21 protein-coding genes and 1 tRNA gene are annotated in these 14,681 nt (G+C 60.2%); 8 read left to right on the forward strand and 14 right to left on the reverse strand.

Translation table 11 applies throughout. The features are described 5' to 3' along the window. Position 1: 1 nt before the first annotated feature. On the forward strand, positions 2-790 hold the full coding sequence (locus IFT98_RS10750; RefSeq protein WP_192048870.1) for a TatD family hydrolase: 789 nt from the start codon (positions 2-4) through the stop codon (positions 788-790). Between the two features lie 106 nt (positions 791-896). Here IFT98_RS10750 and ampE read toward each other — a convergent pair whose 3' ends face one another. From ampE to IFT98_RS10765, 3 genes are all read right to left on the reverse strand, one after another. Next, positions 897-1,733 (reverse strand): regulatory signaling modulator protein AmpE, encoded by an 837-nt coding sequence (ampE, locus tag IFT98_RS10755; protein WP_192048571.1) that lies wholly within the window; start codon positions 1,731-1,733, stop codon positions 897-899. Beyond that, positions 1,730-2,293: a 1,6-anhydro-N-acetylmuramyl-L-alanine amidase AmpD gene (gene ampD / locus IFT98_RS10760; protein ID WP_192048573.1), complete on the reverse strand. Its 564-nt coding sequence runs from the start codon at positions 2,291-2,293 to the stop codon at positions 1,730-1,732. Before ampD ends, ampE begins: the two co-directional genes overlap by 4 nt. An 88-nt stretch (positions 2,294-2,381) precedes the next feature. Continuing rightward, on the reverse strand, positions 2,382-4,604 hold the full coding sequence (locus IFT98_RS10765; protein WP_192048872.1) for a DUF1631 domain-containing protein: 2,223 nt from the start codon (positions 4,602-4,604) through the stop codon (positions 2,382-2,384). 276 nt (positions 4,605-4,880) lie between these two features. Between IFT98_RS10765 and nadC the strand changes: the two genes are divergently transcribed. The 5 genes from nadC (at position 4,881) to IFT98_RS10790 (ending at position 7,619) form a co-directional block, all read left to right on the forward strand. Further along, positions 4,881-5,729, forward strand: coding sequence for a carboxylating nicotinate-nucleotide diphosphorylase (nadC, locus tag IFT98_RS10770; protein ID WP_192048575.1), 849 nt, complete (start codon positions 4,881-4,883; stop codon positions 5,727-5,729). Positions 5,730-5,773: 44 nt separating this feature from the next. Beyond that, positions 5,774-6,028 carry a hypothetical protein gene (locus IFT98_RS10775; protein ID WP_122475266.1) on the forward strand — a complete coding sequence of 85 codons (255 nt, stop codon included), beginning with the start codon at positions 5,774-5,776 and terminating at the stop codon, positions 6,026-6,028. Positions 6,029-6,207: 179 nt separating this feature from the next. Beyond that, positions 6,208-6,792: an SMI1/KNR4 family protein gene (locus tag IFT98_RS10780; RefSeq protein WP_192048577.1), complete on the forward strand. Its 585-nt coding sequence runs from the start codon at positions 6,208-6,210 to the stop codon at positions 6,790-6,792. Positions 6,793-7,014: 222 nt separating this feature from the next. Continuing rightward, positions 7,015-7,266, forward strand: coding sequence for a type II toxin-antitoxin system HicA family toxin (locus IFT98_RS10785; RefSeq protein ID WP_192048579.1), 252 nt, complete (start codon positions 7,015-7,017; stop codon positions 7,264-7,266). After that, positions 7,263-7,619, forward strand: coding sequence for a type II toxin-antitoxin system HicB family antitoxin (locus IFT98_RS10790; RefSeq protein ID WP_192048581.1), 357 nt, complete (start codon positions 7,263-7,265; stop codon positions 7,617-7,619). The genes IFT98_RS10785 and IFT98_RS10790 overlap by 4 nt, the downstream gene beginning before the upstream one ends. A gap of 17 nt (positions 7,620-7,636) precedes the next feature. Here IFT98_RS10790 and IFT98_RS10795 read toward each other — a convergent pair whose 3' ends face one another. The 5 genes from IFT98_RS10795 to IFT98_RS10815 all read right to left on the reverse strand — a co-directional run bounded on the left by IFT98_RS10795 (position 7,637) and on the right by IFT98_RS10815 (position 10,978). Then, positions 7,637-8,410: an EAL domain-containing protein gene (locus tag IFT98_RS10795; protein WP_192048583.1), complete on the reverse strand. Its 774-nt coding sequence runs from the start codon at positions 8,408-8,410 to the stop codon at positions 7,637-7,639. A gap of 89 nt (positions 8,411-8,499) precedes the next feature. Beyond that, positions 8,500-9,117, reverse strand: a complete 618-nt coding sequence (locus tag IFT98_RS10800; protein WP_192048585.1) for a TPM domain-containing protein — start codon at positions 9,115-9,117, stop codon at positions 8,500-8,502. A gap of 18 nt (positions 9,118-9,135) precedes the next feature. Further along, a complete protein-coding gene (locus IFT98_RS10805; protein ID WP_192048587.1) occupies positions 9,136-9,903 on the reverse strand; it encodes a TPM domain-containing protein in 768 nt (255 codons plus the stop codon). Next, complete coding sequence (locus IFT98_RS10810; RefSeq protein WP_122475276.1) at positions 9,900-10,499, reverse strand: LemA family protein; 600 nt, start codon at positions 10,497-10,499, stop codon at positions 9,900-9,902. The genes IFT98_RS10805 and IFT98_RS10810 overlap by 4 nt, the downstream gene beginning before the upstream one ends. 260 nt (positions 10,500-10,759) lie before the next feature. After that, positions 10,760-10,978 (reverse strand): hypothetical protein, encoded by a 219-nt coding sequence (locus tag IFT98_RS10815; RefSeq protein ID WP_122795367.1) that lies wholly within the window; start codon positions 10,976-10,978, stop codon positions 10,760-10,762. A 124-nt stretch (positions 10,979-11,102) separates the two neighbouring features. On the opposite strand from IFT98_RS10815, the gene IFT98_RS10820 reads away from it, so the two are divergent. Next, entirely contained in the window at positions 11,103-11,282 is a 180-nt protein-coding gene (locus IFT98_RS10820; protein ID WP_192048589.1) for a hypothetical protein, read from the forward strand. Between the two features lie 55 nt (positions 11,283-11,337). On the opposite strand, the gene IFT98_RS10825 is transcribed toward IFT98_RS10820, so the two are convergent. Further along, positions 11,338-11,583 (reverse strand): hypothetical protein, encoded by a 246-nt coding sequence (locus tag IFT98_RS10825; RefSeq protein ID WP_192048591.1) that lies wholly within the window; start codon positions 11,581-11,583, stop codon positions 11,338-11,340. Between the two features lie 166 nt (positions 11,584-11,749). Here IFT98_RS10825 and IFT98_RS10830 point away from each other — a divergent pair, with 166 nt between their 5' ends. Beyond that, positions 11,750-12,517, forward strand: a complete 768-nt coding sequence (locus IFT98_RS10830; RefSeq protein ID WP_192048593.1) for a hypothetical protein — start codon at positions 11,750-11,752, stop codon at positions 12,515-12,517. Here IFT98_RS10830 and IFT98_RS10835 read toward each other — a convergent pair. The 5 genes from IFT98_RS10835 to IFT98_RS10855 all read right to left on the reverse strand — a co-directional run bounded on the left by IFT98_RS10835 (position 12,514) and on the right by IFT98_RS10855 (position 14,681). Continuing rightward, complete coding sequence (locus IFT98_RS10835; protein ID WP_192048595.1) at positions 12,514-12,924, reverse strand: VOC family protein; 411 nt, start codon at positions 12,922-12,924, stop codon at positions 12,514-12,516. The genes IFT98_RS10830 and IFT98_RS10835 overlap by 4 nt on opposite strands. Positions 12,925-13,002: 78 nt before the next feature. Continuing rightward, on the reverse strand, positions 13,003-13,548 hold the full coding sequence (yecR, locus tag IFT98_RS10840) for a YecR family lipoprotein (protein WP_192048597.1): 546 nt from the start codon (positions 13,546-13,548) through the stop codon (positions 13,003-13,005). 84 nt (positions 13,549-13,632) lie between these two features. Further along, a tRNA-Thr gene (locus IFT98_RS10845) sits at positions 13,633-13,708 on the reverse strand. 52 nt (positions 13,709-13,760) lie between these two features. Further along, entirely contained in the window at positions 13,761-14,174 is a 414-nt protein-coding gene (locus IFT98_RS10850; protein ID WP_192048874.1) for a pilin, read from the reverse strand. Positions 14,175-14,264: 90 nt separating this feature from the next. Then, positions 14,265-14,681, reverse strand: a complete 417-nt coding sequence (locus IFT98_RS10855) for a pilin (protein ID WP_192048599.1) — start codon at positions 14,679-14,681, stop codon at positions 14,265-14,267.

Below are 14,681 nucleotides of genomic sequence, written 5' to 3' on the forward strand. Positions count from 1 at the left end.
GGTGCGCTTGATCGACACCCACACCCACCTGGACTTCCCCGACTTCGATGCCGATCGCGCCCACGTGCTGGACACCGCCGCAGCGCGTGGTGTGGAGCGGGTGGTAGTGCTGGGCGTGCATCGAGCCAACTGGCAGCGGGTGTGGGATCTGGCGTTGGCGGATGAACGGGTGTATGCGGCCTTGGGCCTGCACCCGGTGTTTCTCGAAGAGCACCGGCCCGAGCATGTGAATGCCTTGCGCGAGTGGCTTGAGCGTTTGCACGGACACCCTAAACTGTGTGCAATCGGCGAGTTCGGCCTGGATTACTACCTCAAGGACCTGGATCGCGATCGCCAGCAGGCGTTGTTCGAAGCGCAGTTGGACCTGGCCGTGGCGTTCGAGCTGCCGGTGCTGCTGCACGTGCGGCACAGCCATGCGGCAGTGATCGCAACCTTGAAGCGCTTCAAGCTGCCTCGCGCAGGGGTCATCCATGCATTCGCCGGCAGTTGGGAGGAGGCACGCGAGTATTTGAAGCTGGGTTTCAAGCTGGGCCTAGGTGGCGCGCCGACCTGGCCGCAGGCGCTGCGCATGCACAAGGTACTGCCGCGTTTACCGCTGGAGGCCATCGTTCTGGAAACCGACTCGCCGGACATGGCGCCCGCCATGCATCCGGGTGTCCGCAACAGCCCGGAGCATCTGCCGGACATTGCCGAAGCGTTGGCGCGCATCATGGGCACCGACGCCGCAACCCTGGCAGCGGCCAGCACCCGGAACGCCAATGCGGTGTTTGGTTGGCCGGATACGCAGTGAACCCGGACACGGCTCGCGCCGCTGCTACACAGGGGGAGAAGCGCCAGTGCTCCCTGTAGCAGCGGCGCAAGCCGCGTCGGCGGTCAACACCATCAACCCTGCAGAATCACGCCAACACCGAACACACCGCCAAAACCGCGTACCACAACACCCCTGCGCGCACGACCATCTGCCACAGGCTGTCCAGCGTCTCCACTCCCACCTGCCCTACCACCGGCGCCGGAACATCACCGGCCACTCGCCCGACGCGATCGATCAGCGCCGCAGCAGTGATTTCCCAACTGAGCACTTCGTGCAGCATCACCCGGCTGACTGCCACAAAATTGCCGACCAGGGCAAAACTGGCCGCCAGCAGGCGCACCGGCAACCAGTCCAGTGCATGACGCAGCCGCTGCGCCCGCAGGGCTACCGCAGGATGCCGAGACTGCTCGGCCACCAAGGCCACCAGCCGATAGACCAGCGCTGCCACCGGACCCAAGGCGGCGTACCAGAAAATCACTGCGAAAAAGCTTTGATAGGCCTCCCACAACAGATGCCCCTGCACCCTTTGCAGCAGGCTGGCGCCGGTGTCGGCAGTGACGCCCATGTCGCGTTCGGCCACATGCACCGCCGCCTGGGTGTCTTCACGGCGCCAGGCATCGCGGAACGGCCCCAGGCCAACAGTGATGTCACCGCGGCCCAGGCTGTAGATCAGCACCAGCAGATGCACCGGCAGCGCCAGCAAGCCATACGCCACCGGCTGCAGCGCATACAGCACGAACGCCAGCAGCAGCGCCGGCAGCGCCACGCCGATGCCCAGCACCAGCCACGGCTCGCGCGCCAGCCCCGGCCGCGCTTCGAGCCGGTGCAGTTCACTCAGGAAAAAACCGTCACGTTGCACGCGCTGGCGCAGCCCGGAAAACTTCTCGGCCAGCAGGACCAGCAGCAGCACCAGAAAAATCATCGTGCATCCTCTTCATTCAGCAATGCGGCACGGTAGCGTGCCCAGTCGAAACAAGGGCCGGGGTCGGTCTTTCGGCCCGGGGCAATGTCGCTGTGGCCGCAGATGCGCTCCACGCTCAAGGCCGCAAAACGCTCGAGCAACAGCCGGGTCAAGGTGACAAGCGCTGCATACTGGGCATCGGCGAAGGATTGATCATCAGTGCCTTCCAGTTCGATGCCTACAGAAAAATCATTACAGTTTTCGCGGCCATCGAACAACGACACCCCGGCGTGCCACGCGCGATCCAGACAGGAGACGAATTGCGTCACCGCACCATCACGCTCGATCAGAAAGTGTGCGGACACGCGCAGATGGGAGATCCCTTCGAAATAGGGATGTTCGGTGTGATCCAGGCAGTTCTGGAAAAACTCATGCACCTTGCCCGTGGCAAACTGCGCGGGAGGCAAGCTGATGTTATGGATGACCAACAGCGAGACCTCGCCGTCGGGACGCTCATTGAAATTGGGCGAGGGGCAATGGCGAACGCCGTCGCACCACCCTGTGAGGCCGTTCAAGCGCATGAGATCAACCGCATCTGGAGTCCTGCCGGAAATCAAGGCGCTCCAGTATGAACCCTCACGCGCAGGAAGGCAGCCTGCGCGTCGCCGATCAGTGTGCCTTGAGCTTGCGCAGGTTGGTGACCACCGAATCCAGTGCACGATCGAACAACAGAGTGTCATCGAGCACCCGCACGGTGCCACGGCGGAACTCGATCGCCAGGCCCATGCGGGTCTTCTCCAGCACCTTCATGCCGGTGCGGTTGACGAACACGTACTTGCCCGAAGTTTCGATGATGGCGGTCAGCTTGCAGCGCAACTTGAACTCGTCGTTCTCCTGCAATTCCACCCAGCTTCCGACGCGGAGCTTGTCGACCTGCAGCAGGCCTGGGTCATCGTCGGCCAGGCGCACCTGGGAATCGCTGTCGACGGCTTCGCCTGGGGATGCAAGCACGATCTCCTCTACCACCTGTACCAGCGAGCTTTCGCTGGCCGTCACTCCCTCGACATCCACCAGTTCACGCTGGAACGCCTGCACATGCAGCACCTCCAGCTGACTGAAGAATTCACTGGTGGCGAACGGATCGAACGCGGTGCTGGTAAGACCGTCGCGCAGGGACTTGAGCAAGCCGGGCACCAGTTCCAGCAGACGCATGCGCATTTCCGGGTCGTCGTGGGGTTCGACGCTCCAGATCAGATCGTCGACCGTGGACAAGGCCGCCTGCCACTCGGACGAATTGGCCCCATGCTTCAGGCACACCAGCAGCAATACGCGGCTCCAGGCGTCCTGCAGCACATTGACCACCACCTGTGGCAGCTTGCGCCCCAGCAAGCGGCTGTTGAGTTCCTTCTCGACCAGATGCCGCGCCAGATCCGCACGGGCACGGCCCTCTTCGGCATCACGGGTACGCTGTTCGAGCAACTCGCTGCGGCGACGCTCGTCGTTGCTGAAGGCCAGGAAATCGACCAGCAGCTCGGAAAACAGAGAAGTGTCGTCAACGAAATCGTTGAGCAGGCGCTGCACGATCTGATCGATGCGCAGGTACAGCGCGTCGCGCTGGTAATCGTCGCGGCTGCCCCAGCCCATCGCCGCCGAGGCGATTTCGTTGAGCAGCCGCCGCGCCGGGTGCGCACCCCGGCTGAAAAAGCTCTTGTCCAGCACTGCGACCTTGAGCATGGGAATCTGCAGACGTGCGATCAAGGCCTTGAGCGAGTCGGGCAGATTGCGATCGTCGAGGATGAATTCGAACAGCATGGCGATGAGGTTGATGACGTCTTCGTCCATCACCCCCACGACGCGAAACTTGCCGCTCTTGACGCTGACGCGGGTCAGCAGCTGTTCAAGCTGCTGACGCAAGTCGTAGTCGTTCTGCGGCGGTTGCTGAGGCACGTATTGCTGCAAGTGGGACAGCAGGCGCAGCAGATCGCTGGTCGAGATCGGCATGGCCTCGCTCGGCGGCTCCATCTTCGGCGCCATGCTGCCACGCAGGTCGTGCAACAAGTCCTGCAGGGCGCCAAACGCTTCCTGCACGTTCTCATCACGCTGAGCGGACCTGCTCGGCGCCTCGGCGCGCGTTTCCGCCTCGGCAACAGCGGGACGCGGGCGGTCGCTGGAACGGTCAGCGGCGCGACGGGCAGGCGCAGCCTTGAGCTCGGGCAGAATGCCGGCTGCGATAAGCAGTTGATTGGCCTCGGCGTACAGCTGATCGGTATCGGTAAGGACGTATTTCTCGAACAGCTTGAGGATGATCAGCTTGACCTTGATCTCCACACCCAGGCTGCGCCCGGCCTGGAGAAAATAGTCGCACAACATGACCGGCCCGAGCGGATTGGTGGAATCGTCCAGGCGGCGGGTCAGCAGTACATTCAGGCGGGTCGTCAGTTGGCCCAAGGCAAAACTGTCACGGCTGAGGACCTTGGCTACCATGGCATCCAGTGCCACCGTGCGTTCCAACTCATCGTTGGGCACCAGCGCCAGTTTGTCGTAGCTCAGCGGCGGCGGCGCGCTGGCCTCGACCGTGTCGTACTGACCCACGCGCACGAAGCTTTCGTAGAATTTCTCGAGGAAGCCGCGCTCGATGCTCTTGCGCTTGAGGCGCAGGTCGCGCATGGCTTCGAAGAAGGTATTCTGATCGACATTGTTCAAGGCCCGGTCGGCCATCTCGAACAGGGTGTCGTCGGCGTTATCGAACAACACCTGCAGGGCCTGCTTGAGTTGCAGCGCGGCTTTGTCGCGCACCTGCAACAGGACGACAGGCAGGCGCACACTGGCAGGCTGACTCGCGTGATCGGCGGCAGCCTTGTTCAGTGAAACCACTTTCCCATCGTTCGCCATCAAGACCCCCACCAAGAGAAATAGAGCGTCGACATCCCTGTCAACCACGTGACGTCATTTACCTGACCTCACCGACAGTGATCTCTGACTACCAAGGTGGCAAGCAGTTCAGCGAACACGGGGCTAAGTAAGAGATTGACCCTAAATATGTACGAAAGCTCACAGCAGCCGACCAAATGCACAGCTTTTTACACCGCGTGAAGGCGCGGACTACAGGGCTTCGCTCCAAGCGGTGCAGTATCCTATAATCCGGCCACTTTGCCGATGGAGCGCGTCATGTCCAACCTTCGTCTTGCCGATCTGACCGCTGAAATCGAAGCCAACGTGCGCCGTGCGTTGTCCGAAGACGTGGGCAGCGGCGATATCACTGCACAATTGATCCCGGCCGAACGCCTGGCCAAGGCCAGCATCATCACCCGTGATGCCTGCACCGTTGCCGGCAGCGCCTGGGTCGATGCCGTGTTTCGCCAACTCGACCCGCGCGTGGCGGTGCATTGGCAGGTGGTGGATGGGCAGCAGGCTCAGCCCAACCAACCCCTGTTTCACCTCGAAGGCCCGGCACGCTCGCTGCTGACCGGTGAGCGCAGCGCGCTGAATTTTCTGCAACTGCTGTCGGCCGTGGCCACCCGCGCGCGGTATTTCGCCGAGCGTGTCGGCCATACCCAGGTCAAGCTGCTGGACACGCGCAAGACCTTGCCGGGCCTGCGCCTGGCGCAAAAGTACGCGGTGACCTGTGGTGGCTGCCACAACCACCGCATCGGCCTATACGATGCCTTCCTGATCAAGGAAAACCACATCGCCGCCTGCGGTGGCGTGGCTCAGGCAGTAGCGGCGGCGCAGCGCATCGCGCCGGGCAAGCCGGTGGAAATCGAAGTCGAAAGCCTGGACGAGTTGCGCGAAGCCCTGGCAGCGGGCGCCGACATTGTCATGCTCGACGAGCTCAGCCTCGCCGACATGCGTGAAGCAGTGAGCATCAATGCCGGCCAGGCCAAACTCGAAGCCAGTGGCGGCATCAATGATTCGACCCTGGTCAGCATTGCCGAAACGGGGGTGGACTACATTTCGATCGGCAGCCTGACCAAGGATGTAAAAGCGGTAGACCTGTCCATGCGCCTGAGCCTGTGACAGCCCACATAGATATCGACCAGCAAAGGTATGGAGTTTTCGCAGTGACCAGCACATCCACCCAAGGCGCTTACCAGGTCTACATCATTCGCATCGACGGCACCCGCTTCGGCCCCTTCGACTCGTCCCTGGAGCCCAACAAGGCGTTGATCTACGAGGTGACGCTCAATGCCGGCGCAGGCGACCGCATCGAATTGCATGACGCCGCCGGCGAGGTACAGACCCACGTGATTTCCAACACCCACTTCCAGCCACAGATGAGCGACGTGCCTGCGCACTATACCGTTCGCTGGCGCTGAGACCCCGCGGGCCTCTGTGGGAGCGGAGCTTTGCGGGAGCGGGCTCTGCCCGCGAAGAGGCCATTGGCCTTCCACCCTCCTCCAAGCCCCCCACATCTCCCCCAAACAGTAAATTCCCTTGACTCCCCCCCACAAATCGCCCAATGGTGCTCAAACAAAACCCGTGTAAGGAAGCAGCCTTGAGCATCGTCGAACAGTTCCACTCAGGCCTCAAAGCCGCCCTGCCCGCCGCCAGCCTTGACGAACTCGCGTTCGCCACCGGCGCCTCGCCCACCCAACTGGACGCCCTCAAAGAGGTCTACCCGGACTGCCCGGACAGCCTGCTGCAACTGCTTGCCAAGATTAACGGCACGCACTGGCAGAAGTACGAGAAAGGTGAAGTCTCGGTGCTCATCCTGGGCTCGGACATCGCCGAATACCCGTACTACCTGCGCTCGGTCGAGCAGATCCTCGAAGACCGCGCCGCCAACGACAAAAGCATCGCCGACATCTACGACGACTTCTTTCTGGAAAACCCGGAAATGGTCGATCGACGCATCGACGCCGACGTCAGCCTGGGCGAGCGCCTGTGCTTCTCGCACTGCATGAACAACGGCGGCACGTCCACGCTGTTCATCGACTTCAACCCGACCAGCAAAGGCACCAAAGGCCAGGTGATCCGCTTCGTCCACGACCCGGACGAATACGTGGTCATCGCCGACAGCTTCGACGACTACCTGAAGATGCTGATCGACGACAAGTTCGCGTTCATTCTCGAAGATTGATGCACCCCTGACCGAGCTCACTCCACGAATGAGCTCGGTCATTGCATGGATAGTTACCACTCGTATTGCCCCTCGGCCTCCGGGCCTTCCCGTAACGCCGCACACCCTTCGTATCACTTCCATTTATCCGAAAACCCGGCCCTGCGCTACACATAGCTGGGCAGCACACATTGACTTGAAAATGGATAGCAACTAAATTCAGTTGCATAAAAAGGAGTGGTAATGTCCAGGCATGGAAAGCTGGTCGCCAAACTGATTTCGCAGGAAAGTGAGTTCACATGGCCTGAACTGGTGAGCCTGCTGCAGGGGTTCGGCTTTCAGCCAGTCCAGGGAAGCGGCAGCCGCGTGAAGTTTAACAATGGCAATCCCGCAGCGTTGATCAGCCTTCATCGCCCTCATCCGGGTAGTGAAATCAAGCCCTATATCCGCCGCCAGATCATCGCGCAATTGAAAAATGGAGGCTTGCTGCCATGAACCAACTGCTTCAACACCGCGGCTACTTCGGATCGATCGAAGCAAGCCCGGAAGACGACTGCCTGTATGGCAAAGCACAGTTCATTCGGGCGCTGATCAGCTATGAAGGGCAAACCGTTGCGCAATTGATTGCCGCTTTTCAGGCCGCAGTGGATGACTACCTGGAGACCTGCGCGGATTTGAAGGTCACGCCGGAGATTTCCTGCAAGGGCTCCTTCAATGTGCGCATTGGCCACGAACTGCATCTGGCGGCCAGCATCGCGGCAAATCGGCAAAGCATTACGCTCAATGACCTGACCAAACAGGCACTCGCCAGTTATCTGCATTACGAGTCGACAAACCGTACCGACTGATCAGCCTGCCAGATACTTCAAGACTTGAGCGGCAACTCACCGATGGCGGGCCGGGCGAACAGGTAGCCTTGCTGCAAGTCGATACCCAGTGCCTGCAAGGCCGCACTTTCACCGACGGTTTCGACGCCTTCGGCCACCACCGTGATGTTCAGCTTGCCGGCCACCAGCACGATCCCCGCCACGATGGCTTGCCGTACAGCGTCCTGATCCAGCGCGCGAGTCAACGCCATGTCGATTTTCAGCACATTGGGCTGGAACGTCGCCAGCATGTTCAAGCCTGAATACCCCGAGCCGAAATCGTCGATTGCCGTGGTGAAGCCCTGCTTCTCGTATTCGGCGAAAATTGATTGAAGATGTGCCGGATCATCCACACGCTCACCTTCGGTGACTTCGAACATCAGCCGATTCAGCGGGAAACCGAATTCCCGGGCAGCCTCGAGCGTTGCGCGAATGCAAGTCTCGGCGCGGTAGACGGCCTTGGGCAGGAAATTGATGCTCAGCAGGCAGTCGGGCAAGTCGAGCAAACCCCAGCGGGTGGCGAGTTCGATGGCCTTGACCCGGCAGGCCTGGTCGAAGCGGTAGCGATTGCCGTCGTTCACCATACTCAGAATGCTGAACGCGGACTCGCCGTTGATTCCGCGCACCAGCGCCTCGTACGCCCAGGGCTTGCCACTGCGCACGTCGAGAATCGGCTGGAACGCCATGGTGAAGTCGAAACCCAGCGCATCCAGGTTTCGACAGTCGGAACAACCCACCGCCTTGAATGGCTGAGGAAAAATAATCGAGCTCATACGAGGCTCCGTGGGCAAAGAACGAATGATAGCGCATTGCCACTTCGACAGCTCATAGCCTCGCTAGATCCGTCTGATTGGCTGAACGGTCAGCCCAGTACGACCAACCGATCCGGTAACTCGTTACGAGGATGAGTGACCGGCACGTGCTCTCGCAACACCTCACCACACGCCTGGATACAGCCGACGAAACCTTCCATCGTTTCACCGCGCTTGACCCGCGCGGTGAACGCTTCGACGATCGCGTTCCAGGTGTCATCCCCGACGCGACTGGAAATCCCCTCGTCCACCAGAATTTCCACGTACCGTTCTGCCTCCGAAACGAAGATCAACATCCCCGTTGCGCCCTGGGTGTGATGCAATTTGCGCTCCAAAAACTGCCGACGCGCCATGTTCGCCGCTCGCCAATGCCGCACTCGACGCGGTACCAACGCCGTAGTCAGGGCCGGAATGCGAAACAGCAGCCCCAGCACGATGAAGGTTGCCCACTGCGCCAGCAGCAAGTGATGAGCGTTCAGCCAGCCGGGGTAATAGTTGATCAGACCCGGCACCAGCAACGCGATCAACCCCGCCCACAACAACGGGATGTAGGTGTAGTCGTCCGAGTGCGGTGCAAGCACCGTGACCAGCTCGGCGTCGGTGTGCAGTTCTGCCTCGGCAATCGCCGTGGCCACGCGCTTCTGCGCGCTTTCGTCCAGTAATGTCATGCTGCGTACCCGCTCGATTTACCAGCCACCCGATGCACCCCCGCCGCCGAAGCCGCCGCCACCGCCTCCAAAACCGCCACCGCCGCCGCCGAAACCACCGCCACCACGGCCTCCGCCGCCCAGCAGGCCGCCCAGCACCGCACCCGTGAGTACCGAACGACCACCGCCGCCTCGGCCACCGCGCCCGCCTCCGCCACCACCGCGGATCATCACGATCACGATAATGATCAGAATCAGAAACGCCGGCCAGGGCAGACGCTGCTGGTCCTGGCCCTGGTCCTGCGCGTCGCTGCGCTGCGGCTCGGCCAGGGGATCGCCCCCCAGCACCTGCAACATGGCCGCCGCGCCCGCACGAATGCCGCCAGCGAAATCGCCCTGGCGGAACGACGGCACGATCACGTTATTGATGATGATGGAGGACTGCGCATCGGTCAGCTGCCCTTCCAGGCCATAACCGACCTCGATGCGCACCTTGCGCTCGGCCTTGGCGACGATCAGCAAGGCGCCATTGTCCTTGCCTTTCTGGCCAATGCCCCAGGCACGCCCGAGCTGGTAGCCGTAATCGGCGATGTCCGTGCCTTGCAGGTCCGGCACGGTCACCACCACGACCTGCTCGGAGGTCGCCTGCTCGTGGGCCTCGAGCATCTGGCTGAGCTGGCTGCGGGTCTGCCCGTCGAGCAGGCCCGCCTGGTCCACCACCCTACCGCTGAGCGCTGGAAACTCCAGCGCCCCGGCCGTGGCAGCCCACAGCAGCATCAACAGCGGCAGGCACCGCCATGGCTTCATTGGAACTTCACGCTCGGCGCTTGCTCGGCATTGGGTGCCGTGGCCTTGAAGTTCTCGCGAACCTTCTGGTCACGGTACATGGTCATCTGCCACAGCTTGCCGGGGAAGGTACGGATCTCGGTGTTGTACTTCTCAACCGAGGCAATGAAGTCGCGACGCGCTACCGCGATGCGGTTTTCCGTGCCTTCGAGCTGCGACTGCAGCGCCAGGAAGTTCTGGTTCGACTTCAGGTCAGGATAACGCTCGACCGTCACCATCAAACGGCTCAAGGCACCGCTGAGTTGCTGCTGGGCCTGATCGAACTGCTGCAGCTTGGCCGGATCGTCCAGCGTGTTGGCATCGACCTGGATCGACGTGGCCTTGGCGCGCGCCTCGATCACTCGCGTCAGGGTGTCCTGCTCCTGCTTGGCGTAGCCCTTCACCGTTTCCACCAGATTGGGGATCAGGTCGGCACGGCGCTGGTACTGGTTCTCCACCTGAGCCCAGGCCGATTTCACCTGTTCGTCATATTGCGGAATGTTATTGACGCCGCAGCCACTGAGCAGCGTGGTGAACATCAACACGGTCAACAACCGTGTGCGCAGGGAAATGGTCATGGTGGGGTCAAGCTCCTTGGAAGGCAGTGGTCATGCCCACTGCAACGCGCCGACGCCTGGTTCGGTTCGACGCTTGAATAGGTGAGGTTAGCAGGCCTGGCTGGGCGAAACGCCAAATCGCAGGCAAAGAAAAGCCCGCCGACGGGGAGGAAAGCGGGCTTGAAGAAGGAGCAAGGTCAACATTACGCCCGAGAATGTAAATGCCGCGTGAAACGGATGTGAACGGACGGTTAGCTGCACTTTTCTCCCTTTTCACGACATCAACGACCGTCGGCGATCTTGCGTTCGATCTCGGCGGTCTTGCGCTGCAAGGTCTCGGCATCCTGCTCTTTCTCCTTGATGGAGGTGGGCGTGATGACCTTGTCGACGCCTTCGGTAGCTGGCGTTTCATTCTCGATGTCGCGCTCAACCACGTTCACCGGCTTACCGCTCTCATCGAGGGTCGGGGCTTTTGGCTGGATCTCATCGCGTGTGGTCATGGTAGGAAGCCTCTGATGGTAAGTAGAGATTCGAGGCATTGCAGGCAAGGTAAGTTCCTGTGCAACGCTTCGGACTGCACCTTGGCCGAGGGCGCCGGTCACAGCTTCTTTGGGAGGAAAAACCATGGCCATCTCAGTCAAGAAACTCGAAGGCAATGACATCCCCGAGCCGTACCGTGCGCAAGGCGTGGACCCGGTGTTTCAGGTTCAGGACAGCGAAGGGCAACTGCACATCCGCACCAGTGACGTGGAAGCCGCTGCCCTGGCAGTGGAATTCAGCGAACAGGACAAACAGTCCGAGTGACCGAGCCAGGCGTGCAAGACGTTGCCGACCTGCGCGCCTCGTTCAACGGCCAAGCCTAATCGCCCAGCAGCCACGCACCGGCGCTGACCAACGCAGCCATCAGCGTGCCGCCGAACAAGGCGTACTCGAGCTTGCTGCGATTCAGCGCCTGGATCACGTGCTCGACATAGGCCTCGATATCCGCCGCCCGGCGACGCATCTCCAGGCCTTCGATGACGTCCTGCACGCGCGCATCGAGCAACGGCGATACACACAGGTAGACCGAGGTGTAGCTGGCCAAAATGATGAAGAAGTATTTCACGGTTGGCATCCTTGCCCAGAGTCAGGGGCGGGCTTACAGGCTGTCGGCACACAGGACGAAAACGATACAGGTCAAGGCTTACAATCGCCATTCTCGGTGCCGATTGAATCAAAGGCCAACGTCGAATCATGTACAACGTATGGACTAAAAACAACGACGCACGCCCATGACCGTTTTCTACCTCAAGTTGCTGATCACGCCGCTGCTCATGCTGTTCATCTCCATCGCAGCCAAACGCTGGGGTACACACGTTGGCGGGCTGCTGTCCGGGCTTCCAGTGACCTCCGCCGTGGTGATGCTGTTTCTCAGCCTCGAACAAGGCCCGGGGTTCGTGGCGATGGCAGTGCCCGGCGCATTGGCCGGCGTGGCGGCAATTCAGGCGACCTACCTGTTCTATCTTGCGGTGACTCGCCGTGTTTCGGTGGTGCTCGGATGCCTGGCCGCCGTGGTTTTCTACGTTGCCACAGCGCTACTGATGAACCGGCTGGAATCACCCCTTGCGGCCATCGCCATTACCCTGTGCCTGGTGGTCGTGCTGATTCGGGTGACGTCGAACCATGGTAAACCCCTGGGGCGCCCGGTTGCGCTACCCAGCTGGATCATCCCCATGCGGATGTTGACCGCGACCCTGCTGCTGCTACTGATCACCGCAGGTGCGCAGTGGTTGGGCCCCGTAGTCAGCGGCTACCTGGCGCCCATTCCGATCATCGCCTGGCCGCTCGCTGTTTTTGCCCATGTGCAGGGCGGACGCCAGGAACTCGCAGCGATTGTCAGAGGCAACGCGATTGGCGCCGTCGGCGTGATTGGCTTCTACCTCAGCTTGCAGGAGATGGTAGTGCAACTGGGCATACTGCCCGCCGTGGCGACAGGCGTGGTGCTGGCGGTACTCCTGACGGCTGGGGTCGCGCGCTTGGCCAACTCACGTCGGACTTAAGCTGAACCGGCCATATCCGATGCGTGAACGAAACATAACTTGTTGCCTTCCGGGTCCCGGCAATAGGCGCCGTAGTAGTCCTCTGAATACTGCGGCCGCAAACCCGGCGCCCCCTCGTCCATACCGCCCTTATCCAACGCCGCCTGCCACGCGTCCCGCACCTGCTGCTGCGACTGCGCCGCAAAGCTGACCTGCATGCCGTTGCCCCATGTGGCAGGGAGGCCGTTGAACGGGAGTTGGACGTAGACTTGGGGCCAAAGCTTATCGGGCCGCTGCCAGCCGGCGCCAGCTGGGCCCCCGTCGTTTTCTTCCGGGATGCGGATGAGGCCGAGGGCTTGGAATACTTGGTCGTAGAAGGCGACCATTTTTTGTAGGTCGCGGGCGCCGATTTGGATGTGGCTGAACATGGGGGCTCCTGGGCATGTCGTGTGGGCTATCCATGTAAGGAACCGAACTGGAAAGCTTTATGCCCTGCTCCCGATTCACTACTGCGCCATGATTGCCTGATATCTCTTTTGATACTCGTCGTAGGGCAAGTTCTGCTGCATCAGCAAATCGATCTGCCGATCTTTGTACTCAGCGGACGACAGTGGAGCGGGCGTTGCCGCCGGCGCTGCCTGGGAAGGTGCCGCTGCCTGGCGAGCAGGCACATGAACTGGAGGCTGCGCGGAGCCTAGGTAATTGAGTGGAGCGGATACGCTGCCCAGATTACCCAAGCACTGATATTTTTTTGAGACCCGCCATGCCGAACAATCACCAAAACCACGTCTGGCAGTGCATTCCTGGGTGGCTCCGCCAAAAGGCTCTGCGTCTACATAGCCCCACAGGGAGCATTTGGACCGGGCGATAGTGTACGCCTGCTTCAGATCGACAAACGGCGTTTCCAGATAATTGAAATCATAGGCAACGTCGATAACGCCATCCGCACGGCTGCCTCCGGTGGCGTAGAAATCCTTGTGAGTGGAGCAGGCGGGCAGTGCCGCCAGAAACACAAAAGCCGCTGCGAGGCGGCTGAATCCTGTGAGAACCATGGTGATTTCCGTATTCTAGGTTGCGGCATCATCATTTTCAGAACCGAATTTGACGATGTTTAGAGAGTGCTACTGTGTTGGGGATGGTGCCGGAGATAGGAATCGAACCTACGACCTTCGCGTTACGAGTGCGCTGCTCTACCGACTGAGCTACACCGGCCCAAATTTTAAACCTAAAAATTTATCGCTTAACTACGCAATCTCCTTGATCCTCAACGGCAATGCGCCGGCAGGATGTCAGGTGCTATGCCTGAGCTGGCGGTACAAACCCATTGTCCTTGTGTGGACCGTCTGTAAGTCAAAATGCCGCCTTCAAGAGCTCCATAGACATTCAAAAGCTCGCACATCACAGCTACATCTGACGTGGCGGTAATTCCAATCGAGAAATGGCAACGACTAGAGTCAGTAACTTCTAAATCCGTGAGATTAGGCGAAGCATTCCCACTCAAATGCAAAGCATCATAACGACCGACCAAGCTCCTGAGCTCGCTTACACCGTTAGCCAGCTTGGCCCTATTAGAATATGTTTGAAACATATAAACAGCTAAAAACGACAAAATTCCCACAATCGCGACTGCAATCATCATCTCGATGAGGGTAAAGCCATGACTTCGTGAGCGGTCCATGTTGCTTTACCTTCAGCGCATGCAAAAACCTAAAATAGGCATGTGGGGTGGCACATAGGCCACCCCGGCCTACAAGTCGAGAATAACCGTTTAGGCTTTGCCGACGCAGCCAGTAGGAGCGTACTTAGGAAGCGCAGTCGTAGCGCAACTCCATACGCCGGCAGTAGTGCGTGTCAGTGTGAGAGTTTTGGCTGCAATGTCTGGATTACCAGCCATGGTGCAGGCAATAGACGCATCTCCAGTAGTCTTTACCGATACGGTATAGGCAGTGCAACGTGCAGAAGTCGTTAGACCGATATCTTCAGCTTTTGTGATTTCTGCTGCAAGCCCTTCGTTGAGCTTAGCTTCGGCTTGAGTTTTGCCTGGGGTGACTTCGGCCAAGGCAGCGGTGACCTGAGATTTACCTGTGTAGGTTTGATAAGCAGGTAGGGCAATAGCTGCCAAAATACCAATAATTGCTACTACGATCATCAACTCAATCAACGTAAAGCCTTTTTGCGCGTTCAT

Source organism: Pseudomonas sp. CFBP 8770, assembly GCF_014841705.1.
Classification (GTDB): domain Bacteria; phylum Pseudomonadota; class Gammaproteobacteria; order Pseudomonadales; family Pseudomonadaceae; genus Aquipseudomonas.